The organism is Pseudodonghicola flavimaris (assembly GCF_030164425.1).
In the GTDB taxonomy this organism is placed as follows: Bacteria; Pseudomonadota; Alphaproteobacteria; order Rhodobacterales; family Rhodobacteraceae; genus Pseudodonghicola; species Pseudodonghicola flavimaris.
Genome location: NZ_JASNJD010000012.1, coordinates 118,214 through 142,399 on the forward strand (window position 1 = coordinate 118,214; position 24,186 = coordinate 142,399).

Sequence of the window (24,186 nt, forward strand, 5' to 3'; positions counted from 1 at the left end):
CCAAGACCCCGCGGTTGCCTTTTCCATCTGCGGGGCAGATGGTGGCCGCACCCATCGCCCAAGCCGAAGCAAGAAGGAGAGACGCGGGATGAAGAGCACCTATCTCAAGCAGGACGCCACCGGGCTGGCAGAGCTGGTCGCCAGCGGCGAGACCACGGCTGATGAGCTTCTCGACATCGCGCTGGAGCTGACCGAGGAACGCAATCCCGCGCTCAACGCGGTGGTCAACATTCAGGAAGACACCGCCCGTCAAGCGATCCGCAACGGCCTGCCCGAGGGGCCCTTTGCCGGCGTGCCCTTCCTGCTGAAGGATCTGGGCGCGGAGGCCAGGGCCTATCCGACCTGCAGTGGCTCCAAGCTCTTCGCCGGCAGCAAATGGAGCTATGATTCCGAAATTTTCCTGCGGATGCAGGCCACCGGCGTCGTCACCTATGGCCGCGCCACCTCGCCCGAGCTCGGCGTCGGGCCGGTGACGGAGGCGAAGGTCTATGGCGGCCCCACCCGCAACCCCTGGAACACCGATCACACCTCGGGCGGGTCGTCCGGCGGTTCGGGCGCGGCGGTCGCCGCCGGCATCGTGCCGATGGCGCATGGCTCGGATGGCGGCGGCTCGGTCCGTATCCCGGCCTCCTCCTGCGGGCTGGTGGGCTTCAAGCCGACCCGCGCGCGGCTGCCCGACGGGCCGATGTCGGGCGAAGGCTGGGCCGGCATGGCGATCGACGGTTTCCTGACCCGGTCGCTGCGCGACACCGCCAAGATGCTCGATGCCTGTTCCGGCCCCGACCTGGGCGCCCCCTATGTCGCGCCGCCGCTGGAGATCGGCTTTGCCGAGGCGATGACCCGCGATCCCGGCAAACTGAAGGTGCGATTCGCCACCACCACGCTGAGCGGCAAACCGATCGATCCCGAATGCGTGGCCGCCGTCGAGAAGACCGCGAAGCTGATGGCCGATCTCGGCCACGAGGTGGAGGAATTCCGCGCCGCCCCCGATCTGGATGTCGAGGCGATGATGATGGCCTGGACCACCGTGGTCGCCTGCGGCACCGCGCTGAGCGTACGCAACAAGCTGAACGGCGCCCCGCTCGACCCCGACATGGTCGAAGGCGTCACCCGCGCCGCCATCACCTATTCGCAGAAGCTCGACGGCGCCGATTATCTCGCCGCGGTGGAAGAGGTGCACGCCTTCGGCCGCCGCATGGCGCATGTGTTCCTCGACTGCGACGTGCTGCTGACCCCGACACTGGCAACGCCGCCGGCTCCGGTCGGCACCTACAAGCCCGATTTCGAGGATTTCATCGCCTATCGCAACGGCCCCGGCTCGGTCTTCGACTATTCGCCCTATACCGCGATCTTCAACGCCTCGGGCCAGCCCGCCGTCACCCTGCCGCTGCACTGGAGCGCGAACGATCTGCCCGTCGGCGTGCATCTGGCGATGGCCTACGGGTTGGACGAGAAACTGATCTCGGTCGCAGCCCAGTTGGAACGCGCCGCCCCTTGGACAGCCAAGCAGCTGAGCCTGATCGAAGCCGGCCCGCGGCAGCCCTGAGCGGCTGCCGGGAAGGAGGAGCATGCCCGGCACCAGTTTCAGAACGCGCAACCTGCGCAAGATCTACGGCGAGGGCGCCGCGGCGGTGCATGCGCTGCGCGGCGTCACGCTGGAGATCCCGGAAGGCGAGATCGTGGTGCTGCTGGGCCCCTCGGGCAGTGGCAAGTCCACCCTGCTCAATATCCTCGGCGGACTGGACAGGGCCACTGATGGCGAGGTCTGGTTCCGCGATCACGACCTGGCGACGATGAGCGACCGGGAACTGACCCGCTACCGCCGCGACCACGTCGGCTTCGTGTTCCAATTCTACAATCTGATGCCCAGCCTGACCGCGCATGAGAATGTCGAGCTGGTGACCGAAATCTCCCGCAATCCGATGGACCCGGCCGAGGCGCTGCGGCTCGTCGGGCTGGACAAGCGGGCCGATCATTTCCCGGCCCAGATGTCGGGCGGCGAACAGCAGCGGGTCGCCATCGCCCGGGCGCTGGCGAAACAGCCCGACGTGCTGTTCTGCGACGAGCCGACCGGCGCGCTGGACAGCACCACGGGGCGGGCGGTGCTGAAGGTGCTGCAAGAGGTGAACCAGAATCTCGGCACCACCATCATGATCGTCACCCATGCCGCCGCCCAGGCCGCCATGGCCGACCGGGTGATCCATTTCGCCGATGGCGGGGTGCGCGAGGTGGTCGAGAACCAGAGCCGGCTCAGCCCCGATCTGATCGAGTGGTAGGGCGGCGATGCTGACCCACCCGGCGCCCCTCACCCGCAAGCTGACCCGCGATCTGTGGCGCATCCGCGGCCAGGCGCTGGCAATCGCCGCGGTGATCGCGGTGGGGGTGATGCTGCTGGTGATGATGACCGGGCTGACCGCCTCGCTCAGCGAGACCCGCCGCGCCTATTACGACCGCTATCGACTGGCCGAGGTCTTCGCCCCGGTGACCCGCGCCCCGGACCGTCTGGCCGCCGACCTGCGGGCGCTGCCGGGGGTGTCGCGGGTGGAAACCCGAGTCACCGGCCGGGCGCTGATCGACCTGCCTGGCCAGACCCTGCCGGTGCAGGCCCGCGCCCTGTCGCTGCCCGACTTCCACAGCCCGGCACTGAACGCGATCTATCTGACCGACGGCCGGCTGTTCGACGGCAGCCGCGCCGACGAGGTGGTGGTGCTGAAGAGCTTCGCCAAGGCGCGCGGCCTGCACCCCGGCGACCGGCTGACGGTGACGATGAACGGATTTCGCCGGGTGCTGCGGGTGGTGGGTTTCGCGCAATCGCCGGAATTCCTCTATGCCACCGCGCCGGGCGAGCTGGTGCCGGACGATGCCCGCTTTGCCGTGCTGTGGATGAGCCGCACCGCGCTCTCCGCCGCCTATGACATGGAGGGCGCCTTTTCCGAGGCGCTGATCTCGCTCAGCCGCGGCACCGATCCGCAGGCGGTGATCGCCGGCGCCGACCGGCTGCTGGACCGCTTTGGCGCCACCGGGGCCTATGCGCTGAAGGATCTGGAATCCAACCGGTTCATCACCGAGGAGATCGACGGGTTGAAGCGCAGCGCCGCCAGCGTACCGCCGGTGATCCTCGCCGTGGCGGCCTTCCTTATGTATATGGTGATCTCCCGCATGATCCAGGCGGAGCGGGAGCAGATCGGCCTGATGAAGGCCTTCGGCTATCGCAACCGCGAGGTCGGCAGCCACTACTTCCGGATGATCCTGACCATCGCGCTGGGGGGCGCGCTGATGGGCAGCCTGTTCGGCATCCTGCTGGGTCGGTCGATGATCGATGTCTACCTGATCTATTACAAGTTCCCCTTCCTGGTGTTCCGGCTGGAGCCCTCGTCCTTCCTGATCGGCTTCGGTGCCAGCCTGCTCGCGGCCTCGGCCGGCGGGCTGGTGGTGCTGCGCCGGGTCTTCGCGCTGACGCCGGCGGTGGCGATGCGGGCGCCGGCGCCGCCCGACTACAGCCGCAGCGGCCGGGTTGCCGCCCGGCTGTCGCGACTGCTGGACCAGCCCAGCCGCATGGTGCTGCGGCGGATCACCCGCCAGCCGCTGCGCATCGGCGGTGCCGTGCTGGGAGTGGCCTCGGGGCTGTCGCTTTCGGTGGCGATGATCGCCATCATCGCCAGTTTCGACGCCATGCAGGAGACCACCTTTTCCGTCATCGACCGCAGCGACCTGAATGTGAGCTTCACCCGCGCCATCGCCGCCCGCAGCGCCTTCGACCTGGCCCGCATCCCCGGCGTGATCGAGGTGGAGCCGGTCCGCATCGTCCCGGCCATCCTGAAACACGGGCGCGACCGCTATAACGGCGCGATCTACGGGCTGGTCGCCACGCCGCGGCTGAACCGCGCCGTCGATGCCCAGGGCCAGCCGATCCCGATCCGCGACGGCGGCGTCGTCCTGTCGACCGGGTTGGCCAGAACGCTGAAGATCGGCGCCGGCGACCATCTGCAGGTCGAAGTGCGCGAGGGGCGCCGTCCCAGTCTGTCGCTGCCGGTGGTGGCCGTGGCCGACAGCCTTCTGGGCTCGCCCGCCTATATGGCGCTGGACGGGCTGAACCGGGCGCTGAAGGAACCCCTGCGGGTCTCTGGCGCCTATCTGCGGGTCGATGCCGCCCGGACGGCAGAGATCTACCGGGCGCTGAAGGCGATGCCGATGGTCGCCGGCGTCAGCGTCAAGAGCCAGAGCGTTGCCGCGCTGGAACGGATGATGGATGAGGGCGCCGGCGCCATGCGCTATGTGATGGCGCTGATCGCCGGGGTGGTGACCTTCGGGGTGATCTACAACGCCGCCCGCATCGCCCAGGCCGAACGCGCCCGCGATCTGGCCAGCCTCAGGGTACTGGGGTTCTCGCGCAACGAGGTCGCCTTCGTCCTGCTGGGAGAGCTGGTGGCGGTGATGCTGCTGGCCCTGCCGCTGGGGGCGCTGATGGGCTACGGGCTGACCTTCGTGATCGCCGCCGCCTTCAGCACCGACATCTATCAGATCCGCCCCGTCGTCAGCCCGGCGAGCTATGGCTGGGCGATGAGCGTGGTGATCGCCGCGGCGCTGATCTCGGGTCTGCTGGTCAAACGCGACATCGACCGTGCGGATGTGCTATCCGCGCTGAAGACAAGGGAGTGATCCGGTGACCGCCACGCGCAAGAAATCCCGCCCCGTGCTGAGCGCCGCTGCCGCGCTGCTGGTTGCCGCCGCGCTGGCGGCCGCCTTTTGGCCGCGCCCGGCGCTGGTCGATCTGGACGCGGTGCGGCAAGGGGCGATGCGACTGACCATCGACGAGGAGGGGCACACCCAGGTTCACGACCCCTATGTCGTCTCCTCCCCCGTCGCCGGAGAGCTGCAGCGCGTCACCATCCGCCCAGGCGATCCGGTGGTGAAGGGCGAAACCGTGGTGGCGCGGATGCGGCCGGCCAACCCCTCGGCACTGGACGTGCGCACGCGCGAACAGGCGCTGGCGGCGGTCGATGCCGCCGAGGCGGCGCTGAATGTCGCCCGCGCCGATCTGAACGCCGCCCGTGCCAACCGCGATTTCGCCGACAGCGAACTGCAACGCGTGCGCAAGCTGGTCGAACGCCAGATCACCAGCAAGGTCAGCCTGGAGCGTGCCGAACAGGAGGCGCGGGTGGCGCAGGCCAATGTCGACACCGCCGCCGCCGCCATCGCCATGCGCGAGGCCGAGCTGACGAACGCCCGCGCCCAGCTGATCAGCTTCGACGACAGGGGGCTCGGCACGGCGCTGGCCGATCACACCGCCCCCGATCCCGGCACCCCGATCCGCGCCCCGATCGACGGCACCGTCCTGCGGGTGATCCAGAAGAGCGCGACCACCCTGCCCGCCGGCTCGGCGATTCTGGAAATCGGCGATGTCGCCCGCGATCTGGAGATCGAGGTCGAACTGCTATCCTCGGACGCGGTGCAGGTACATGTCGGCGATCCGGTGATCGTCACCAACTGGGGCGGCCCCGGCGATCTCTCCGGCCGGGTCGAGCGGATCGAACCCTATGGCTTCACCAAGACCTCGGCGCTGGGGGTGGAGGAACAGCGGGTCAAGACCACGGTGGGCTTCACCGGGGCGCCTGAGGCGCGGGCCGGGCTCGGCCATGGCTACCGGGTCGAGGTGCGGATCGTGGTCTGGCAAAGCGATGCGGCGCTTCTGGTGCCCTCCTCCGCGCTCTTCCGGCATCAGGACGGCTGGGCGGTGTTCCGCGTCACCGACGGGCGCGCGCATCTGACCCCGGTGCACATCGGCCATGACAATGGCATCTCTGCGGATGTGACGGAGGGGCTGGCGGAGGGCGATCAGGTCGTGCTCTTCCCGCCGGCCAATCTGGCCGACCACCAGCGCGTCAAGCAGCGAGAAATCGAATAGGAGCCACGGAGACAAGCCAGTTAACCGGCTGTAACCGGACGCTTTTTCACCAATTCTGGGGGAGAATGGTGCTGCTGGAGAGAATTGAACTCTCGACCTCTCCCTTACCAAGGGAGTGCTCTACCTCTGAGCTACAGCAGCGCTGTGGGCGGGTGATTAGACGCAAATCGCAGGGGGTGCAAGCGCATTCTTGAAAATTTTTTGCGCCCCAAAATGCAGCGGCTTCCGGCCCGGCTTCGCCCTGTCCCGGAGCCGCCCCACGCCCCACCCCCGGCCCCGCGCGGTGTCACCATAGCGATGCGCCCTGCAGCAAAGCCCGCGCGGCAATCTGGACCGGCGCCGGATGCTCCTGTAGAGAAAGCCCATGGCACCCAGAAGCAAGAACAGTGACAAAAGCAAATCCGCGACAGAGCGCGAAGCCCGGCTAAAGGCCGCGCTGAAGGCCAATATGTCCCGGCGCAAGGCGCAGGCCCGCGCCCGGGCAGCGACCGCGGAACAGCCTGGGGATGAGGCCGACACCACAGGCAAGCGCGAAGGGTAGCAGCAGATGGATTCGATTTTGGTCACCGGCAACGGGCCGCTCAGCGGTCAGATCCCGATTGCGGGGGCAAAGAACGCCTGTCTGGCGCTGATGCCCGCCACGCTGCTGAGCGAAGAGCCGCTGACCCTGACCAATGCGCCGCGTCTGTCCGACATCCGCACCATGACGGCGCTGCTGCAGTCGCTGGGGGCGGAGGTCACCAGCCTGCAGAACGGCCAGGTGCTGGCGATGTCGAGCCACGATCTGAACAACCATGTCGCCGATTACGATATCGTGCGGAAGATGCGCGCCTCGAATCTGGTGCTGGGACCGATGCTGGCGCGGCTGGGCCATGCCGTGGTCTCGCTGCCCGGCGGCTGCGCCATCGGTGCCCGGCCGATGGATCTGCACATCCACGGGCTGGAGGCGCTGGGGGCGGAGATCGAGTTGCGCGACGGCTATCTGCACGCCAAGGCGCCGCGCGGGCTGAAGGGCGCGGTGGTGGATTTCTCCTTCGCCTCGGTCGGCGCCACCGAAAACGTGCTGATGGCGGCGACGCTGGCCAAGGGCACCACGGTGCTGAACAACGCAGCCCGCGAACCCGAGATCGTCGATCTGGCCAGCTGCCTGCGCAAGATGGGCGCCCGGATCGAAGGCGACGGCACCTCGGTCATCACCATCGAGGGGGTCGACCGGCTGCATGGCGCCACCCACCCGGTGGTGGCGGACCGGATCGAACTGGGCACCTACATGCTGGCCCCGGCCATCGCCGGCGGCGAAGTCGAATGCCTGGGCGGCCGGCTGGAGCTGGTCGGCAGCTTCGTCGAGAAACTGGACGAGGCCGGCATTTCGGTGACCGAGACCGAGCACGGGCTGAAGGTGCGCCGCCGCGGCGACGTGATCCGCGCCGTGGATGTGACCACCGAACCCTTCCCCGGCTTTCCGACCGACCTGCAGGCGCAGATGATGGCGCTGCTCTGCACCGCCGAGGGCACCAGCGTGCTGGAGGAACGGATCTTCGAGAACCGCTTCATGCATGCACCCGAGCTGATGCGCATGGGGGCGCAGATCGAGGTTCAGGGCGGCACTGCCCGGGTCAACGGCGTCGAACAGCTCAAGGGGGCGCCGGTGATGGCAACCGACCTGCGCGCCTCGGTCTCGCTGATCCTGGCCGGGCTGGCGGCCGAGGGCGAAACCGTGGTCAGCCGGGTCTATCACCTCGACCGCGGCTACGAACATGTGGAAACCAAGCTGCAGGCGGTGGGCGCGAAAATCGAACGGATACAGGGCGCATGACCGAAGACGCAACATTTGAAGAGGGCGGCGAGGCGCCGCTGAACCTGGGTGCGGTCGATGCCGAGGATCTCAAGGTGATCGCAGCGCTGACCCAGGATGCGATCTTCACCGGTGCCGATATCAGCTGGCGACCGGCACAGCGCCGCTTCGCCCTGCTGCTGAACCGCTTCCGCTGGGAGGATCGGGGCCGCGACCGGCACGGCGCCGAACGAGTCCGTGCGCTGCTGGTGATCGACGAGGTTCTGGGCGTCGCCAGCCAGGGGGTGGTTCCCCGCGACCGCGACACGGTGCTGTCGCTCCTCTCCATCGATTTCGAGGCTGGCGAGGACGGCAGCGGCAACCTGTTGCTGACACTGGCGGGCGATGGCGCCATCCGGCTGTCGGTCGAGGCGCTGGGAGTCACTCTGAAGGATGTGACCCGCCCCTATCGGGCGATCTCGGGCCAGACGCCGAAACATCCCGAATGACGATCCGGATCCGCCCTGCCCGGCCCGAAGACGCGGCGGTGGCCGCGCGGATCCTGACCACCTCCATCACCGAACTCTGCCGCGCCGATCATCAGAACGATCCCGCGGCCGTCGCCAACTGGATCGCCAACAAGACGCCGGACACCCTGGCGGCGTGGATCGCCGGCGGCGGCATCCGCATCGCCGAAGCCGACGGAACACCCGCGGCTGTCGGCGCGCTCGATCCGGCCGCTGGCACCATCACCCTGAATTATGTCGATCCGGCCTATCGGCGGCGCGGGCTCTCCGCCGCGCTGCTGGCGGCGATGGAGACCGAGCTGGCCGCCGCCGGCATCGCCACCGCCCGGCTGACCTCCACCGCTACGGCGCGGGATTTCTACCTGCACCACGGCTGGCGCAGCGCCGGCCCCGGCCGCACCGGCCGCTGGATTTTGGGCTATCCGCTGGAGAAGCGCCTCAACCCTTGAGGCGCCGCGCCCGCGATTGTATGGGGGACCATCCGCCGGAGACCAAAATGCCCCAGTTTCTTGACACCACCACCGCCGATTTCGAAACCGCCTTCACCGCGCTGCTGAGCGCGAAGCGGGAAGACAGCCCCGATGTGGACGCCATCGTCGCCGATATCATCGCCGATGTCCGCGCCCGGGGAGATCAGGCGGTGATCGATCTGACCGCGAAATTCGACCGGCTGGAGCTGACGCCGGAGACCCTGGCCTTCAGCCCGGAAGAGATCGCCGAGCATGTGGCGCAGGTCTCCCCCGCCGATCGCGCGGCGCTGGAGCTGGCGGCAGAGCGGATCCGCGCCTATCACGTCCGCCAGATGCCGCCGAACCAGACCTGGACCGACCCCGACGGGGCGACACTGGGCTGGCGCTGGGGCGCGGTGGCCGCCGCAGGGCTCTATGTCCCCGGGGGACTTGCCTCCTACCCGTCTTCGGTGCTGATGAACGCGATCCCCGCCAAGGTCGCCGGGGTGGACCGTCTGGCCATCGCCGTTCCCACCCCCGATGGCGTGGTCAACCCGCTGGTCCTGCTGGCGGCGCGCATCGCCGGGGTGGATGAGATCTATCGGATCGGCGGCGCCCAGGCGATCGCCGCGCTGGCCTATGGCACCGAGACGATCCCGCCGGTCGACAAGATCACCGGCCCGGGCAACGCCTTTGTTGCCGCAGCCAAACGGCGGGTGTTCGGCAAGGTCGGCATCGACATGATCGCCGGCCCGTCGGAAATTCTGGTGATCGCCGACAAGGACAACGATCCGGACTGGATCGCGCTCGATCTGATGAGCCAGGCGGAACACGACGCCAGCGCCCAGTCGATCCTGATCACCGACGATGCCGCCTTCGGCCAGGCCGTCGCCGAGGCGGTGGAGGCCCGGCTGCAGACGCTGGAGCGGCGCGAGATCGCCGGCGCCAGCTGGCGCGATTTCGGCGCCGTGATCACCGTGCGCGATCTGCCCGAGGCCGCCGCCCTGTCCAACCGCATCGCGCCGGAGCACCTCGAGCTCTGCGTCGCGGATCCCGAGACCCTGGCCGAGGACTGCCGCCACGCCGGGGCCATCTTCCTCGGTCAGTTCACCCCGGAAGCCATCGGCGATTACGTCGGCGGCCCGAACCATGTGCTGCCGACGGCGCGTTCGGCGCGGTTTTCGTCGGGTTTGAGCGTGATGGACTTCCTCAAACGCACAACTCTGTCCAAGATGACTCCCGCAGCGCTGAAAGCGATCGGCCCCACCGCCGAGCGTCTGGCGCAGTCGGAAAGCCTCGAGGCGCACGGGCTGTCGGTTCGCGCGCGTCTGGATCAACTGAACAGGTAATCGGCCCATGTCTCATATCGTCGATATTGCCCTGGACGACGCAGGGCTGCCCCCGCCCACGCCGGAAATCGAACAGGAACGCAAGGTCGCCATGTTCGACCTGCTGGAACAGAACAGCTTCACCCTGCCCAAGCGGGACGACCGGGTGGTGCCCGAAGGCCCCTATCGGGTGATGCTGTCGATCCGGGACAAGCGGCTGGTGTTCGACATCGAAACCGAGGACGGCCAGAAGGCGGCGGAATTCCACCTCTCGCTCGGGCCGTTCCGGCAGGTGGTCAAGGATTATTTCCAGATCTGCGAATCCTACTACAACGCCGTCAAGAACATGCCGCCCAGCCAGATCGAGACCATCGACATGGCCCGGCGCGGCATCCACAACGAAGGCAGCCGCGTGCTGCAGGAACGGCTCGCCGGCAAGGCCGAGGTGGATGAGGACACCGCCCGCCGCCTGTTCACCCTGATCTGCGTTCTGCACTTCGGAGGGTGATCCGTGGATTCCTTGCCGCAGTCGGTACTGTTCTGCTGCGACCATAATGCCTGTCGGTCCCCGATGGCCGAGGGCATCATGAAAAAATTCTATGGCATGTCCACCTATGTGCAATCGGTGGGCGTGGAAAGCGATCTGGAAATCGACGGCTTCGCCATCGCGGTCTGCGAAGAGATCGGGGTTGAGCTGTCGCGCCACCAGTCGCGCTCCTTCGACGAGATGCAGGCCGCCGGCGACGATCTCAGTTCCTTCGATCTGGTGGTCGCGTTATCCGCCGCCAGCCAGAGCCGAGCGCTGCAGCTGACCCGGTTCTTTCACATGTCGGTCGAATTCTGGCCGATCCTCGATCCCACCGGACTGGGCGAGACCCGCGAAGACAAGCTTGCCGCCTATCGCAAGGCGCGCGATCAGATCATTGACCGCCTCAAGGAAAAATGGGGCGAACCAACGGAGCTCAAATGACTGCGATCCTCAAACGCTATTTCGACGCTTTCAACGCCGGTGACGTGCCCGGCATGCTGGAGTGCCTGACCGAGGATGTGGCCCACCACGTCAACGAAGGCCAGATCCGCGTGGGCAAGGTGAAATTCGCCGAATTCTGCGCCCACATGAGCCATTGCTACAAGGAAGAGCTGACCGACATGGTCCTGTTCGTGTCCGAGGACGGCAGCCGCGGCGCGGCGGAATTCATCGTCAACGGCACCTATCTGGCCACCGACGCCGGCCTGCCGGAGGCGCATGGCCAGACCTACCGGCTGCCCGGCGGCTCGTTCTTCGACATCCGCGACGGCAAGATCGCCCGGGTGACCACCTATTACAACCTGGCCGACTGGATCCGTCAGGTCAGCAAATGATCGAGACCCGGGTTCTGACCGGCGCCGCGCTGGACGCGGCGCTGGATCCGCTCGCCGACCTGCGGATCGCGGTGTTTCGCGACTGGCCCTACCTCTATGACGGGGACCGGGAGTACGAGCGGACCTACCTCCAGTCCTACCGCGACAGCACCGGCGCGATCCTGGTCGGCGCCTTCGACGGCGACCGGCTGATCGGCGCCGCCACCGGCACGCCGCTGTCCGATCACGCCGACGATTTCGCCGCCGCCTTCGACGGCCAGGACTATCCGCTGGATCAGGTGTTCTACTGCGCCGAATCCGTGCTGCTGGCCGAGTATCGCGGCCATGGCATCGGGCATCGGTTCTTCGACGCCCGCGAGGACCATGCCCGCCGGCTCGGCCTGCGTTACTGCGCCTTCTGCGCCGTCCAGCGGCCGGCGGATCATCCACTGAAACCCGCCGGTTACCGGCCGCTCGATCCGTTCTGGCGCCGCCGCGGATATACCCCCCTGCCCGGTTCGGTGGCCTGGTTCGGCTGGAAGGACATCGACCAGACCGCCGAGACACAGCATCCGCTACAGGTCTGGATTCGCTCACTTTGACCCCGGCGCAGGGCGGATTCATCGCCCCATGCCGCCGATTTTCGCCCCGAGGCCGCATTGCAGCCTTGAAAAACAGGGCGAAAGGGATCATTTAAGCGCACGTCCCGCATGCTGGCGGGCCAATCAACTATGGAGACAACATGGCCAAGGAAGATACGCTCGAATTTCCCGGTGTCGTGAAGGAACTCCTGCCTAATGCGACGTTTCGGGTCGAGCTGGAAAACGGCCATGAGATCATCGCACATACGGCGGGCAAGATGCGCAAGAACCGCATCCGCGTTCTGGCCGGCGACAAAGTGCAGGTCGAAATGACCCCCTACGATCTGACCAAGGGTCGGATCAACTACCGCTTCAAGTAAGCGCGCGCCCGTGGCGCGGACCCAGTTGCATGAGGCCCATGAGATGAAGTTGATCCTGGGCTCAGGCAGCCCGCGCCGCCGCGATCTGCTGGCGCAGATCGGTGTGGTCCCTGCGGCCATCCTCCCCCCCGACATCGACGAAGACCCTGCTGAGGGGGAGCTGCCGCGCCCCTATTGCCAGCGCATCGCCCGCGAGAAGGCCGCCGCCGTGCCGGCCGCACCGGAGGATGCCGTGCTCTGCGCCGATACCACCGTGGCGCTCGGCCGCCGCATCCTCGGGAAACCCGCCGATGCGGCCGAGGCCGAAGGCTTCCTGCGCGCGCTCTCGGGGCGGCGTCACCGGGTGATCACCGCCGTGGCGGTGCGCCGGGGCGACCGGCTGTGGCAACGCGACGTGGTCAGCGCAGTGAAGATGAAACGCCTGTCGGACCAGGAAATCGCCGCCTATGTCGCCAGCGGCGACTGGCAGGGCAAGGCCGGCGGCTATGGCATCCAGGGCCTGGCCGGCGCCTTCATCCCGTGGATCGAGGGATCGTTCACCGGCATCGTCGGCCTGCCACTGGCCGAAACCGCCGGGCTTTTGCAGGCAGCGGGCTATCCGCTTTATCAGGAGGGCACGGCATGAAGGGCCGGCAGATCGTTCTCGACCATATCGGCGACCGCGAGGCCGCGGCGCTGATGGTGGACGGCCAGCTGGAGGATCTCCTGATCGACAGCGACGCCCCCCGCCCCGGCGCCATCTATCGGGCCATCGCGCAGCGGCCGATGAAGGGGCAAGGCGGGCTGTTCCTCGACACCCCCGACGGCACCGCCTATCTGCGCCAGATCAAGGGCATCGCGCCCGGACAAGCGCTGCTGGTGCAGGTCACCGGCTATGCCGAACCGGGCAAGGCGATCCCGGTCACTGCCCGGCTCCTGTTCAAGAGCCGCTTTGCCATCGTCACCCCGGAGGCGCCGGGCGTGAACCTGTCCCGCCGCATCCACGACGAAGAGGAACGCATCCGCATCCTTGCCGCCGCCGGCACCGAACTGGCCGAGGCCAGCCCGCACGGCATCATCCTGCGCTCTGCCTGCGAGGGCGCCGACGAGGACGAGATCGCCGAGGATGTCGATGCCATGCTCGATCTCGCCGACAAGGTGCTGGCCGATGCCGAGGGTCCGGCAGAGAAGCTGACCGAGGGCGATGGGCCGCATCTGCTGGCCTGGCGCGACTGGTCGGAGCCAGCAGAGGTCGTCACCGAGGCCGGCAGCTTCGGTCATCTGGGTGTACTCGACGCGCTGGAAGGGCTGAAATCCGCCCGCGCACCGCTGGCCGGCGGCGCCTTTGTGTTCGTCGAGGCCACCCGCGCGCTGGTCGCCGTCGATGTGAACACCGGCGCCGACAGCTCGCTCGCCGCCGGGCTCAAGGCCAATATCGCCGCCGCCCGGGAATTGCCCCGGCAGCTGCGGCTGAGAGGCCTGGGCGGCCAGATCGTGATCGACCTGGCGCCGATGCCGAAGAAGGACCGCCGCACCTTCGAATCCGCGCTGCGCGCCGCCTTCAGGCACGACACCGAAGAGACCGCGCTGGCCGGCTGGACACCGCTGGGCAACTATGAACTGCAGCGCAAACGCGGCCGGTTGCCGCTGTTGCCGCTGCTGCGGGAGGCCGGCCTGTGAGCTGCCCGATCTGCAAGGCCAAGAGCGATCCGAAATACCGCCCCTTCTGCTCCCGGCGCTGCGCCGATATCGACCTGGGAAACTGGCTAACGGGCAGCTATTCTATCCCCTCGAATGACCCGGAAGACATTGAAAAGGCAGAAGAAGAAGCCGAGGTCGCCCAGAAGTGGCGACATTAGTGACAAGAAGATGAAAATGCCTCTGGACACCCGCCGCAGGGTCGCCTAGAAGGCCCCCACCCAAAGGCAAACGCCTTTCCCGTGCCCGGGTAGCTCAGGGGTAGAGCAGTGGATTGAAAATCCTCGTGTCGGTGGTTCGATTCCGCCCCCGGGCACCACTTAAATATCTGAAAAGAAAATAGATTTTAGTCATCTGATAAGTTCCTCTTGTCAGGGTTTGACGCTTTTTTCTGTGGGTTTGACACTTTTGGCGCTGTCACGGCAACTCGCTGGAGCCAGCAGGACCTTCCGAAGTCAGCCTCAGGCCGCCACGACGTCACGCCAGTCGGCCGTGGCCCTGGAGCGGAGGGTCTTCATCGTTCGGCGGGAAATCAGATGGCGTTGGACGTTGAAATGGTTGGCGATGGCGGCGTGGGAGGCGAGGAAGCGCCGTGCCGATCCGGGCGACTTGAACCCAATTTGCTGCCGCTCGCGGCGCCGGGTGGGCTGATGCGAAACCTCTGCTCGATTGTTCGAACGCCCGTCGGTCACATGCGGGTCGGTGAGGTCCAACTCACGCAGGGCAGCGCCGTAGGATCTAAGCCGGTCGTCACGATCGCATCAGGGACATAGCCTTGTCGTTTCGGCAATTTCCGTAACAATTTCAGCGCCGCCTTCTTGTCCCGCTTCGATTGAACAAGGATGTCGAGCACCTCGCCCTCGTCGTCGACGGCGCGCCAGAGATAGACGATCTTTCCGCTGATCTTGAGAAAGACTTCATCCAGGTGCCACCGATCCGACGGCCGTGGCCGGCGACGGCGACGGCGAATCTGCTGGGCGTAGATGCGGCCGAACTTCAGCACCCATCGCCGAACGGTCTCACAGGACACGTCGATGCCCCGTTCCGCCAGCATGTCCTCGACATCGCGATCGCTCAGCGCAAACCGGAAGTGGAGCCAGTCGGCATGTTGAATGATCGCTGGTGGGAACCGGTGCCGGGCGTCGGAAACTTGGCGCATCCAAGCCATTTAGTCAGACCTTCCCGATCGCCGACCGGTTAATATGACAGCGCCCTGCCCCTCCATGAGCATGCCGTTCCCTCGAAGACCAGAGGCTCTCTCGATGTCGATCGCGCGAGCCTCTGGTATCTGCAGGATGGAGCGCGAAAGGGGTCAGCCCCTTGTCGCCGCCGGTCTCTGATCGGGAAAAAGCTTGCCGCGGTTCAGGATATTCCTGCGATCCAGCGCGGTTTTCAACCTCTGCATCATCTCGACCTCACCGGAAGACCGGGCCCGAGAAAGCCAGGCTTTTTTTTCCAGCCCGATACCATGTTCGGCCGAAATAGCACCGTCGCAGTCCAGAACCAAACGCAGGATACCGTCCTTGATTGCGCCGGGATCCGGCAGGGCCTTTTGCGCCGCGATCGCAATGTGAAGGTTGCCGTCGCCGAGATGCCCGAAACACAGGAAATCCGCCGCAGGTGCCAGCTCGCTGACACGGGTGCGAGCCCGCTCAACGAAGCCGTCCATCCGCGCCCGCGGCAGGCTGACATCGAACGCGACGATGGCGCCGAAGCTGGTCGCCAGAGCCTCGTTCGCTTCCCGCAGGGCCCAGAAGGCATCAACCTGGGCTTCGGACTGGGAAAACAGCGCATCGCTCAGAGTGCCGTCTTCGCACTGGCGGCCAAGGACCTCCAGCAGCGCGTCTTCCAACACCTCACGTTCATCCCCCACGACCTCTGCCAAAAGGGTCAGCCGGTTGGAGGCGGCGAAGGGGGCTTTCGCGGTGATCCCGCAGGCGAAGTCGTAGTAGCCGGGCCAGAGCCCCTCGAAGGCATGCAGTGTCAGCAGGCTGCTGTCACGCAAGCCGTCAAAGACCCTGTAGGCCTGGTGGAGATTCTCGCATTGCATCAGGACGGCGGCGCGCGCCGGGGGCCGTGGCACAAGCCGGAGCTTGGCCGCAGTGATCACCGCCAACGTGCCCTCGCTGCCAGTCAGCACTTGCCGCAAGTCGTAACCGGTGTTGTTCTTTTCCAGCGCGTTCATTGCAGAGACGATGGTGCCGTCGGCCAGCACGGCCTCGATCCCGACGACCTGTCGACGCATCATTCCGTGCTGCAATACGTGAACGCCCCCCGCATTGGTCGCGATCATGCCGCCGATCTGACAGGAGCCCCGCGCGCCGAAGTCCACCGGGAACTCAAGCTCGTGCACGGCGGCGGCGCGTTGCAGCGCCTCCAGCGTAACGCCGGCCTCGACCCGTGCCTGACGCTCGATCGGGTCGATGTCGGGCGTCGCGTTCATCCGCGACATGTTCACGACGACGGTTTCCGCCCCGGGCATCGCCCCCCCGACCAACCCTGTCAGCCCGCCCTGCGGCACGACCGGAACCCCGGCTTCGTCGCACAGGGCAAGCGCCGCGGAAACATCCTCGACCCGGCGCGGCTGCACGACAGCCAGCGGCACGACGGGACTGCGAGCGGTCCAGTCCCGGTGGAAGCGGGGGTCGCTTTGGGGTCCCGGACTGACCAGGTCAGAGCCGAGCCGATCAATCAGCCTTTCAACGATCATTGTGCCGCTCCGGTAATCAGGGTGAGCGGACCTGTGACGATGCCGGGGAACAGCACCAGCAGGAGCAGCACGACCATCTCGGCCAGCAGGAAGGGCATCACACCGCCGATGACGCGGTCCATCCGGGTGCCCGATACCCCGGCGACGACATTGAGCACATTGCCCACCGGTGGCGTCAGCAGACCGAGCGATCCGGCCATGATCAGCACAACCCCGAAGTAGATCAGGTCAACACCAGCGGCCTGGCAAAGCGGGATCACCACGGGCATCAAGATCAGCATCAGTGGCGTGAAATCCAGGACCATCCCCAGAAGCAGCGTCAGCAACACCAGCAAAGCGACCAGCAACCGGGGCTCGGCAATCAGAGGCTTGGCAAGGTCCAGGATCTGCGTCGGCAGGTTCGCAGTCGTCACCAGCCAGGCCGAAACGGTCGAGGCCGCGATCAGGAACATGACGGCTGCGCTGGTCATGGCGGCATCAGCCAGGGCTTCGTAAAGGTCTCGCGGGGTCAGCTCGCGGTAGATGAATACTCCGACAAAGGCGGCATAGACGCAGGCGATGACGGCGGCCTCTGTCGGGGTGAAGATACCTACGCGCAGCCCCCCGATGATCACCACCGGCAGCAACAGGGCCGGGATGCCACGCAGCAGCGCCAGCCGACGCTGTCGTGGATCAGCCTTGGGCAGGATCTCGAAGTCGCCATTGCGACTGACCAGGCCCCAGGCCACAAATAGCACCACCGCCATCAGGATGCCCGGCACGATGCCGGCCATGAACATTTGGGTGATGGGGACGTTGGCGACCGAACCGTAGACCACGAAGGCGATCGAGGGCGGGATAATCGGGGCGATGACGCCTCCGGCGGCCAGCAAGCCGACGCTGCGCCCGTCGGGGTAGCGGGCGTTGCGCATCATCGGCATCAAGATAGCCGCGAGCGCGGCACTATCCGCAATGGCCGAGCCCGAGAGTGATGCCAAGATCAGCGCCGAGACGATCGCAACATAGCCAAGTCCGCCGCGACGGTGGCCGAAGTAGCCGAGCGCCACGTCGATAATCCGCCGCGACAGGCCGCCTCGGTTCATCAACTCGCCAGCGAGAATGAAGAAGGGGATCGCGAGCAGCAGAAAGTTGTCCACCCCGAGAATCATGTTCTGCGATACGATCTGGGCGTTGAAAAAGTCGGTCAGCAGCATCAGCGCGATGCCGACGACCACCAGCACGTAGGCGATAGGGATACCAGCCAAGATGCCCAGCAGCAGGGTCGCGAGGAATGTAAGGATCAGCATGGCCTATTCGCTTTCCGCAGGTTTGGCATCGAATCGAAACCACTCCGCCGGGGTCATCCGTCCGCTCAGGAGCCGTGCAATGCGCCAAAGGGTTGCGAGCGCAAAGGCCAGGGCACCCAGCAGCCCCGCGGCATAGACCACTGCCACGGGCAGACCGCTGACGGGCAGGTAGTCCCGCAGACCGAACTGCACCTGGCTCCAGGCTCCGATGCCCAGCAGGGCATCGCACAGCAACATCAGTGCAGCCCCGAGAACAGCCAGCGCAAATTGGGCACGGCGGGGAAGTTTCTCGACAATCAGAGACATGCCCAAGTGGCGTCCCGACAGTGAAACGGCGATCGCCGCCACGAAGACCAGCCAGACCAGCAGCAGGCGCGACAGTTCTTCGGTCACGACAAGACCCGAGTTGAAAAGGAAGCGGAGCACGATATTGACGAAGACCGCCACCACCAGCACCCCGAGGATCGTCGCAGAGATCGCCCGCAGCACGCGTTGCGGGAAAGAATATTCCATGTAAGCCGTCCTGTTCGCGAGATGGACCCGGCCCCCTGGGAGCCGGGTCCTCATGCCGTTCTTAGTTGCCGGTCGCGGCGATGGCCGCTTCCATCTCGTCATAGAGCGGCTTCAGGTCGGGGGTGACGGCCTTCTCGACCACGCCCGCCGTCGCCTGGCGGAACCCCGCCAGCGCCTCGGGAGTGAGGGCCGGCGAAACGATCATACCGCCACTTTCGCCCAGGAACCTGGTCGCAACCGCGTCGTAGTCGCGCATGGTCTTGCGCTGAGTGACACCGAAGTCCTTGGCGGCCTGCATCAGGATTTCGCGGTCTTTGTCCGAGAGACGGTCCAGCGCGCGCTTGGACCCAAGCACGATCATCGCGCCATAGATGTGGTTGGTTGGGGTGAAATACTTCTGCACTTCATAGAACTTCATGGCCTGGGTGCCCCCGGCGGGGTTGTCCTGACCTTCGACCGTGCCGGTTTCCAGCCCGGAGTAGAGCTCGGGGAAGGGCATCGGAACCGGGTTGGCGCCAAGCGCGGAGAAGGTGTCGATGAAGACCGGGGCGCCGATGACGCGGATCTTCAGCCCCTTGATATCTTCAACGGTATTGATCGGCCGAACCGCGTTGGTCAGCGCACGGAAGCCGTTCTCCCACAGCGCCAGGCCGACCAGGCCATTGTCCGCCAGCGGCGCCATCATCTTCTCGCCGACCGGGCCCAGGGTCACCGCATCAACCTCCTGATGGTTGGCAAAAGCGAACGGCAGGTCCAGCAGTGACAGGGCGGGGTCCATGTTTGCAAGGTTGGTGCTGGCGGTGATCATCAGTTCCTGCAGGCCACCCTGCAGCGCAGAGATTTCCTGGCGTTCGTTGCCAAGCTGGCCGCCGGGATAGATCTTGATCGTCAGGTCGCCGTTGCTTAGTTCGGCCACGCGTTGGGCGAAGGCTTCGACGGATTGCGAGAACGGGTCTTGCCCAGATCCGAAATGCCCCAGTTTCAGGACGGTCTCGGCGCTGGCGGACGTGCACACGCCCATGGCCATCATGGTCAGTGCAAGGAGGATTTTCTTCATCTGCTTGATCCCTGTATCATTTTGGTGGCCGGCCTGTGCGGCGTCTCGGCTACCTGACGGGGTTAGGGGACAAGGGGCAAAAACTATAAAGAGTTTTTTCCGTAGGGGCACACGGACAAAATTTGACCTTTAAATTACATGGCGTTGCGCTACGTCGCGCGTGGACGCGGAATAGGGGGGCATGAGGTGAATGTTCGGTTTGTGCGCAGTTTTGTCGCCACCGCGGATCTTGGCAGTTTCGCCAAGGCCGCCGATGCACTGCTTTCGACTCAGGCCACGGTTGCCTCGCGTATCGCCAAGCTGGAAGAAGAACTGGGGGTCGTTCTATTCCATCGTGAAGGGTCACACCTGCGTCTGACAGACGAAGGGGCCAATACCCTGGTTGCAGCCCGCAAGCTGCTGGATGCTGCCGGAGAACTGGTAAGCGCGGCGTCCAGCGGTCCGCGGGCGGATGGCGTGCTGCGCATTGCGTGGACTGATTACATCTCTTTCATGCTGACGCCGTCGTTTCTCGGCAGTATGGCCGCTTCGCATCCCACGCTGTCGTTCGAGCTCCTCACAGGCTCCAGCGTCGACGTCATCGACCTGCTTCAGGAGGGGCGGATCGACCTCGGCATACTTGTGGGCGCAGAGCCCAAGCCGCACATTCACTGTCGACACCTGATGGATCTCAAAATGCGATGGATTGCGGCGCCGGAACTGCTTGAGGGCTCCGTCGACAGCGGCCTTGATGCGATGTCGGACCGGCCGGTCATCAGCTATCCGCGCGGCACGCTGCCGGCGCAGGACATCGAACGACAGTTGCAGAAAGCGGGGATACGTCCTGCAAGGCTGCTCTGGCTGGATAATGTGGCTGCCGTCATCGGCAGTACGATCGCGGGGCAAGGTATCAGCCTGCTGCCCCCCCATCTGGTGCGAGGCGAGATTGCCGATGGACGGCTGGTGGTGATGGAGGCCCCACCCGCAGTGCCCAAGCTGGTTTTTCATGCCCACTACCGTGTCGGGCTGAACGAGACGATCTGCCACTATGTCTGTGACGAGATTATCCGCCTGATCGGCGAGACGGGCGCCTGAGCAGGCGTCCGTCCGAACCATCGTTCAGAGCACGTGGTGACGATGGACAGGCAGGTGCATCCTGATGTCTTCCATGTAGGCCCGGTCAAGATCCGCCGTGACGATGCACTCGATGTCGGAGGCACGCGCCGTCACTTGCCCCCAAGGATCGCAGATCAGCGAATTGCCGTACAACTTGATCTGACCGCCGGCGGCTTCGTGCACCTGACCGGGGGCGCCCAGGTAGCATCCGGTTTCGATGGCGCGGGTACGCAGGATTGGGTCCCAGTGCATACGACCGGTTTCGCGCATGAAAGCGGAAGGGACCATCAGAAGTTCCGCCCCCATGTCCCGCAGCTTGCGGTACAGTTCCGGGAAGCGCATGTCGTAGCAGATGGAACAGCCCACAGTCCACCCCGCGACCTGGTAGACAACCGGGGTCGTGCCGCGCGCGATGATGGCGGATTCGCGAACGCCGGAACCATCGGGCAGGTCAATGTCGACAAGGTGGATTTTGCTGTAACGGGCCAGTTCCGATCCATCAGAGGCATGGACGACTGTGGTGTTGTAGGTTTTCCCATCCCGCCGCTCGGCCAGCGATCCGGCGTGGATGGCGATGCCGGTTTCACGCGCCAGACCCGACATCCAGCCGTTGAGCTCGTCGAAGCGTTCTCCCGCCGCCTGATGATCCTGTGATCTGTCCCCCATGAAGGCGTAGTACTCGGGCAGACCGATCAGGTCGGGTCGCTGGTCGGCCGCGCGCAGGACAAGCTCTCTCAGCACGGACATGTTGGCAGCCAGGTCACTGCCGGGATTGTTCTGGACAAGCGTCAGGCGCATCGGGGGTCTCCTTCTTTCAAAGGACAAAGACCCGGCGAAAAGGTATAAGACAATTGAATTATATGGGGCCAATATATACGAAATTTTTCAATCAATGTGCGGGGCGCCGGCAGAACCATGCAGATGAGAGCGATCGAGACCTTCGTGTGGGCCGCGCGGCTGGGGAGTTTCCAGAGAGCGGCCGAAAAGATGCACAGTACCCTCACCACGGTATCTGCGCGGATCGGGTCTCTGGAACGCGAACTTGGCGTGGAGCTGTTTCTGCGTCGCCCCAGGGGCGTCGAGCTGACGGCCAAGGGACGTGAAGCGCTGCCTTATGCAGAGGCGGTGACAATTGCCGGCGCGACCTTTGCCAGCCGCATTGGGGCCTCGACGCAGATGCAGGGTCATGTGCGCCTGGGCATCATTGACATGATCGCCGCTGCGATGCTTCCCCAACTCCTCGCCAACCTGCGGGACATGTTTCCCAACCTCGATGTCGACCTGCGCTCGGGCACCTCCTCGGAGCTGGCCGATATGCTCGCGAACGGCGAATTGGATCTGGCTTTGATCATGCGCGATGTCACGATCACGGGGATGCGTGAGCTCCCCTTGTTGCGCATGAAACTGCACTGGATCGCGCCGGCTTCGCTCATTGGCGAGCGCAGTTTCCTCAGCGCGCAGGAGCTTGCGAACCTTCCAATCCTGTCCTTTTCACCCGATACGACGCTGCACAGACAGGTCCTGGGACACCTGGCCGGCACCCGGGCGCGACGAGGGATTTACTCGGGCACATCGATGACGGCAGCGCTAAAACTGCTGGAAACCGGCTTCGGGCTGGCCGCCCTTCCCCCCTCGCTTGTGGCGGAGCCACTGGCAAGCGGGCGCCTCAAGCTGATCGCATCGGATATGGCACTGCCTCCTCTGGAAAGCAAAATCGCCTGGATGGACGGACCGAACGCACCATTCCTGGAGAGGATTGCCGAAGTCGCCAGACTGTCCGCGACGCAGTCGATCGACGCCGCACGTGAGGATGTGGAGCTGCTGCTCTAGCGGCCTTTCTGTAACTGTTTCAGGAACCTCCCCGTCCCCACACTTGGCCGTCAGCTTGCAGAAGGTCTCAGGGCTCCGCCTGCGGCACATCTCAGACGTGGCGATCCCGACCGCCGGCGCCTTGACCGCTCCGATGACCTCCGCCTCGGTGGAACGGCTTTCCGCATTCGCCCGCTCCCCCGCGCGGTTGAGCAGGCTCCACATCAGGCTGCGGGCTCTCGCAGGCGGCAGGTCACGGCGGTTCCCGGGCTTTGATGCCCGGGATTGCGCCGCCCCTGAATGCGTCAGTATCCCAACGCCGCCGGGAGCGGCGACTGCCTATCGTCCGGACTGCCGCGCGAGGAAGTCCTGGATTGCGTGAGCCATCTGCTGCGCGACAGGCGGGTCGAGGTGAAAGTGGTGGTCGCCGGCAAGCTCGATGGTTTCGTACCTCTGGACCAGCTCCGCGCCAAGCCGGGCCAGAGCTGCGGTTTCGGGTCTGGTCCGGAGCACCCCATCCCTGGCCCAGATGTTCAGAACGGGGCATTGGATCGACCGCAGTACAGCCTCCACATCCGCCCGGGTCAGCTTGACCGCAGAGCTCGCGAACAGCCGCGGGTCGCCGCGCATGCGAAATCCGTCCTCCACCTGCTCCAGCGCGCGGTCCGCCAGCGCCTCGGAGGTCTGCCGGGAATTACCCTGATCGCAGCGGCGCCGGATGTAGTCTTCCCGGGTCGCGAATGTCCGGGCCGGGCGGGCCTGTCGCTGGCGGGTCTGTTCGATGAAGGCGCGCAGGGTCGTGACGACATCATCGTCGGACGGTTGGGGCACCAGCGAGTCCAGCGACACCAACGCCCGTACCCGCCCGGGCTGGGCCGCCGCAAAGAGGGCGGCGATGTTGGCGCCACGGGAATGGGCGACAAGCACGCAGTCCTCCCACCCGAGCTGATCCAGCAGGGCGGCGATCTGCGGCAGGTCGTCCCAGATATTATAGGTCGCGTGCGGCGCCCGGTGGCCGCTCAGCCCCTGACCGCTGAGGTCGAGCGCGACAACCCGGCAGCCGGTCAGCCTGGGGCCCAGTTCCTGAAAGCTGGCAGCATGATCCATCCAGCCGTGCAGCGCCAGCACCGGCAGCCCGTCTTCCGGCCCCCAGGCCAGCCCGGTGAGGCGCAGGCCATCCACATCCCATTGGCAGTCCTGCGCCGCCGTCCTGCTATCGTTCTTCATTCGCACATCCCGAAGCGCTCCATCCCTGATCCGGTCTTAGCCTATGTCGGCCAGCGATTTGAACCGTTGGAAATCCAGATTGGGGAGCTATCGCCGGCTCTGGAGGCTGATCGCCCCCTTTGGGAAGAGGGCAATCAGCGGGTAATGTCGCGGTGGAGAACCGCCTCCCCCTCGCCCCCCGGCAAGATATTTCGAGGGTCGAAACCCAAGACCGCCACCACGGGAGCTGCGGCCAAACCCCTAAAGATCGCCTGCGGCCTCGGTCAGCGGCTTGCCCTGTTCCAGTGTCAGGATATGGGCCAGAGCGTCTCGGTTCTCGATCATCAGAACGAACCATTTGCGCAGGATCGTGCTGCGGTCTTTTGCGGTGCGCGCCGCCCAGCCCTTTTGTGCCTCTTCGGCGGCGTTGATCGCCTTGGCGACCTCTGCGCGCCCGAGTTTCGGGACGTATCCGATGCGGGTGCCGTCGGCGGGGTTGTGGACGGCGATGGCGGTGGTGGGAGCGGCCTCGATCCAGTCGCCGGCGA

At 65.8% G+C, this 24,186-nt stretch carries 25 protein-coding genes, 2 tRNA genes and 1 pseudogene; 19 read left to right on the forward strand and 9 right to left on the reverse strand.

From position 1 onward, the window contains the following. Positions 1-88: 88 nt before the first annotated feature. The 4 genes from QO033_RS15995 to QO033_RS16010 are packed head-to-tail and all read left to right on the forward strand — an operon-like array spanning position 89 to position 5,905. Positions 89-1,546, forward strand: a complete 1,458-nt coding sequence (locus QO033_RS15995) for an amidase (protein WP_284481986.1) — start codon at positions 89-91, stop codon at positions 1,544-1,546. 22 nt (positions 1,547-1,568) lie between these two features. Then, positions 1,569-2,276, forward strand: coding sequence for an ABC transporter ATP-binding protein (locus tag QO033_RS16000; protein ID WP_284481987.1), 708 nt, complete (start codon positions 1,569-1,571; stop codon positions 2,274-2,276). A 7-nt stretch (positions 2,277-2,283) separates the two neighbouring features. After that, positions 2,284-4,659 carry an ABC transporter permease gene (locus QO033_RS16005; RefSeq protein ID WP_284481988.1) on the forward strand — a complete coding sequence of 792 codons (2,376 nt, stop codon included), beginning with the start codon at positions 2,284-2,286 and terminating at the stop codon, positions 4,657-4,659. A 4-nt stretch (positions 4,660-4,663) separates the two neighbouring features. After that, positions 4,664-5,905, forward strand: a complete 1,242-nt coding sequence (locus tag QO033_RS16010; protein ID WP_284481989.1) for an efflux RND transporter periplasmic adaptor subunit — start codon at positions 4,664-4,666, stop codon at positions 5,903-5,905. A gap of 66 nt (positions 5,906-5,971) precedes the next feature. Here the strand turns inward: QO033_RS16010 and QO033_RS16015 are convergent. Next, positions 5,972-6,046, reverse strand: a tRNA-Thr gene (locus tag QO033_RS16015). A 406-nt stretch (positions 6,047-6,452) separates the two neighbouring features. On the opposite strand from QO033_RS16015, the gene murA reads away from it, so the two are divergent. From murA to QO033_RS16080, 13 genes are all read left to right on the forward strand, one after another. Next, positions 6,453-7,721, forward strand: coding sequence for a UDP-N-acetylglucosamine 1-carboxyvinyltransferase (gene murA / locus QO033_RS16020; protein ID WP_284481990.1), 1,269 nt, complete (start codon positions 6,453-6,455; stop codon positions 7,719-7,721). Beyond that, the gene (locus QO033_RS16025; RefSeq protein WP_284481991.1) at positions 7,718-8,188 is read left to right on the forward strand and encodes a DUF2948 family protein; all 471 of its coding nucleotides are present in this window, start codon (positions 7,718-7,720) and stop codon (positions 8,186-8,188) included. Before murA ends, QO033_RS16025 begins: the two co-directional genes overlap by 4 nt. Continuing rightward, positions 8,185-8,655 (forward strand): GNAT family N-acetyltransferase, encoded by a 471-nt coding sequence (locus tag QO033_RS16030; RefSeq protein ID WP_284481992.1) that lies wholly within the window; start codon positions 8,185-8,187, stop codon positions 8,653-8,655. Before QO033_RS16025 ends, QO033_RS16030 begins: the two co-directional genes overlap by 4 nt. A 47-nt stretch (positions 8,656-8,702) precedes the next feature. Beyond that, positions 8,703-10,004 (forward strand): histidinol dehydrogenase, encoded by a 1,302-nt coding sequence (gene hisD / locus QO033_RS16035; protein WP_284481993.1) that lies wholly within the window; start codon positions 8,703-8,705, stop codon positions 10,002-10,004. 7 nt (positions 10,005-10,011) lie between these two features. Further along, positions 10,012-10,491 (forward strand): UPF0262 family protein, encoded by a 480-nt coding sequence (locus QO033_RS16040; protein WP_284481994.1) that lies wholly within the window; start codon positions 10,012-10,014, stop codon positions 10,489-10,491. 3 nt (positions 10,492-10,494) lie between these two features. Next, entirely contained in the window at positions 10,495-10,953 is a 459-nt protein-coding gene (locus QO033_RS16045) for an arsenate-mycothiol transferase ArsC (protein WP_284481995.1), read from the forward strand. Beyond that, the gene (locus QO033_RS16050; protein ID WP_284481996.1) at positions 10,950-11,345 is read left to right on the forward strand and encodes a ketosteroid isomerase-related protein; all 396 of its coding nucleotides are present in this window, start codon (positions 10,950-10,952) and stop codon (positions 11,343-11,345) included. Before QO033_RS16045 ends, QO033_RS16050 begins: the two co-directional genes overlap by 4 nt. Next, positions 11,342-11,926, forward strand: a complete 585-nt coding sequence (locus QO033_RS16055) for a GNAT family N-acetyltransferase (RefSeq protein WP_284481997.1) — start codon at positions 11,342-11,344, stop codon at positions 11,924-11,926. The genes QO033_RS16050 and QO033_RS16055 overlap by 4 nt, the downstream gene beginning before the upstream one ends. A gap of 140 nt (positions 11,927-12,066) precedes the next feature. Then, a complete protein-coding gene (gene infA / locus QO033_RS16060) occupies positions 12,067-12,285 on the forward strand; it encodes a translation initiation factor IF-1 (RefSeq protein ID WP_005978431.1) in 219 nt (72 codons plus the stop codon). 43 nt (positions 12,286-12,328) lie between these two features. Beyond that, on the forward strand, positions 12,329-12,910 hold the full coding sequence (locus QO033_RS16065) for a Maf family protein (RefSeq protein WP_284481998.1): 582 nt from the start codon (positions 12,329-12,331) through the stop codon (positions 12,908-12,910). Continuing rightward, a complete protein-coding gene (locus tag QO033_RS16070; protein WP_284481999.1) occupies positions 12,907-13,944 on the forward strand; it encodes a ribonuclease E/G in 1,038 nt (345 codons plus the stop codon). Before QO033_RS16065 ends, QO033_RS16070 begins: the two co-directional genes overlap by 4 nt. Further along, a complete protein-coding gene (locus QO033_RS16075) occupies positions 13,941-14,123 on the forward strand; it encodes a DNA gyrase inhibitor YacG (protein ID WP_284482000.1) in 183 nt (60 codons plus the stop codon). Before QO033_RS16070 ends, QO033_RS16075 begins: the two co-directional genes overlap by 4 nt. 83 nt (positions 14,124-14,206) lie before the next feature. Further along, a tRNA-Phe gene (locus QO033_RS16080) sits at positions 14,207-14,281 on the forward strand. 142 nt (positions 14,282-14,423) lie between these two features. Here the strand turns inward: QO033_RS16080 and QO033_RS16085 are convergent. From QO033_RS16085 to QO033_RS16105, 5 genes and pseudogenes are all read right to left on the reverse strand, one after another. Next, a pseudogene (locus QO033_RS16085) lies at positions 14,424-15,121 on the reverse strand (IS6 family transposase). Between the two features lie 153 nt (positions 15,122-15,274). Continuing rightward, complete coding sequence (locus QO033_RS16090; protein WP_284482001.1) at positions 15,275-16,672, reverse strand: FAD-binding oxidoreductase; 1,398 nt, start codon at positions 16,670-16,672, stop codon at positions 15,275-15,277. Next, on the reverse strand, positions 16,669-17,958 hold the full coding sequence (locus QO033_RS16095; RefSeq protein WP_284482002.1) for a TRAP transporter large permease: 1,290 nt from the start codon (positions 17,956-17,958) through the stop codon (positions 16,669-16,671). Before QO033_RS16095 ends, QO033_RS16090 begins: the two co-directional genes overlap by 4 nt. Before the next feature lie 3 nt (positions 17,959-17,961). Beyond that, entirely contained in the window at positions 17,962-18,471 is a 510-nt protein-coding gene (locus QO033_RS16100; protein ID WP_284482003.1) for a TRAP transporter small permease, read from the reverse strand. Between the two features lie 61 nt (positions 18,472-18,532). Next, entirely contained in the window at positions 18,533-19,528 is a 996-nt protein-coding gene (locus tag QO033_RS16105; RefSeq protein ID WP_284482004.1) for a TRAP transporter substrate-binding protein, read from the reverse strand. Positions 19,529-19,714: 186 nt separating this feature from the next. Between QO033_RS16105 and QO033_RS16110 the strand changes: the two genes are divergently transcribed. Beyond that, positions 19,715-20,602, forward strand: coding sequence for a LysR family transcriptional regulator (locus QO033_RS16110; protein WP_284482005.1), 888 nt, complete (start codon positions 19,715-19,717; stop codon positions 20,600-20,602). Positions 20,603-20,626: 24 nt separating this feature from the next. Here QO033_RS16110 and QO033_RS16115 read toward each other — a convergent pair whose 3' ends face one another. Beyond that, on the reverse strand, positions 20,627-21,421 hold the full coding sequence (locus QO033_RS16115) for a carbon-nitrogen hydrolase family protein (RefSeq protein WP_284482006.1): 795 nt from the start codon (positions 21,419-21,421) through the stop codon (positions 20,627-20,629). A 123-nt stretch (positions 21,422-21,544) separates the two neighbouring features. Between QO033_RS16115 and QO033_RS16120 the strand changes: the two genes are divergently transcribed. Then, positions 21,545-22,453 carry a LysR family transcriptional regulator gene (locus QO033_RS16120; RefSeq protein WP_284482007.1) on the forward strand — a complete coding sequence of 303 codons (909 nt, stop codon included), beginning with the start codon at positions 21,545-21,547 and terminating at the stop codon, positions 22,451-22,453. 318 nt (positions 22,454-22,771) lie between these two features. Here the strand turns inward: QO033_RS16120 and QO033_RS16125 are convergent, their stop codons facing one another. Together QO033_RS16125 and QO033_RS16130 are read right to left on the reverse strand one after the other, a co-directional pair. Continuing rightward, entirely contained in the window at positions 22,772-23,659 is an 888-nt protein-coding gene (locus QO033_RS16125) for an alpha/beta fold hydrolase (protein WP_284482008.1), read from the reverse strand. Between the two features lie 240 nt (positions 23,660-23,899). After that, a partial coding sequence (locus QO033_RS16130) for an aldehyde dehydrogenase family protein (protein ID WP_284482009.1) occupies positions 23,900-24,186 on the reverse strand: 287 nt, incomplete at its 5' end.

Coding starts and splice junctions, on each gene's coding strand:
- QO033_RS15995 (WP_284481986.1), top strand. CDS start 89: ATGAAGAGCACCTATCTCAAGCAGGACGCCACCGGGCTGGCAGAGCTG.
- QO033_RS16000 (WP_284481987.1), top strand. CDS start 1,569: ATGCCCGGCACCAGTTTCAGAACGCGCAACCTGCGCAAGATCTACGGC.
- QO033_RS16005 (WP_284481988.1), top strand. CDS start 2,284: ATGCTGACCCACCCGGCGCCCCTCACCCGCAAGCTGACCCGCGATCTG.
- murA (WP_284481990.1), top strand. CDS start 6,453: ATGGATTCGATTTTGGTCACCGGCAACGGGCCGCTCAGCGGTCAGATC.
- QO033_RS16025 (WP_284481991.1), top strand. CDS start 7,718: ATGACCGAAGACGCAACATTTGAAGAGGGCGGCGAGGCGCCGCTGAAC.
- QO033_RS16030 (WP_284481992.1), top strand. CDS start 8,185: ATGACGATCCGGATCCGCCCTGCCCGGCCCGAAGACGCGGCGGTGGCC.
- hisD (WP_284481993.1), top strand. CDS start 8,703: ATGCCCCAGTTTCTTGACACCACCACCGCCGATTTCGAAACCGCCTTC.
- QO033_RS16040 (WP_284481994.1), top strand. CDS start 10,012: ATGTCTCATATCGTCGATATTGCCCTGGACGACGCAGGGCTGCCCCCG.
- QO033_RS16050 (WP_284481996.1), top strand. CDS start 10,950: ATGACTGCGATCCTCAAACGCTATTTCGACGCTTTCAACGCCGGTGAC.
- QO033_RS16055 (WP_284481997.1), top strand. CDS start 11,342: ATGATCGAGACCCGGGTTCTGACCGGCGCCGCGCTGGACGCGGCGCTG.
- infA (WP_005978431.1), top strand. CDS start 12,067: ATGGCCAAGGAAGATACGCTCGAATTTCCCGGTGTCGTGAAGGAACTC.
- QO033_RS16065 (WP_284481998.1), top strand. CDS start 12,329: ATGAAGTTGATCCTGGGCTCAGGCAGCCCGCGCCGCCGCGATCTGCTG.
- QO033_RS16070 (WP_284481999.1), top strand. CDS start 12,907: ATGAAGGGCCGGCAGATCGTTCTCGACCATATCGGCGACCGCGAGGCC.
- QO033_RS16090 (WP_284482001.1), bottom strand. CDS start 16,672: ATGATCGTTGAAAGGCTGATTGATCGGCTCGGCTCTGACCTGGTCAGT.
- QO033_RS16095 (WP_284482002.1), bottom strand. CDS start 17,958: ATGCTGATCCTTACATTCCTCGCGACCCTGCTGCTGGGCATCTTGGCT.
- QO033_RS16100 (WP_284482003.1), bottom strand. CDS start 18,471: ATGGAATATTCTTTCCCGCAACGCGTGCTGCGGGCGATCTCTGCGACG.
- QO033_RS16105 (WP_284482004.1), bottom strand. CDS start 19,528: ATGAAGAAAATCCTCCTTGCACTGACCATGATGGCCATGGGCGTGTGC.
- QO033_RS16115 (WP_284482006.1), bottom strand. CDS start 21,421: ATGCGCCTGACGCTTGTCCAGAACAATCCCGGCAGTGACCTGGCTGCC.
- QO033_RS16120 (WP_284482007.1), top strand. CDS start 21,545: ATGAGAGCGATCGAGACCTTCGTGTGGGCCGCGCGGCTGGGGAGTTTC.
- QO033_RS16125 (WP_284482008.1), bottom strand. CDS start 23,659: ATGAAGAACGATAGCAGGACGGCGGCGCAGGACTGCCAATGGGATGTG.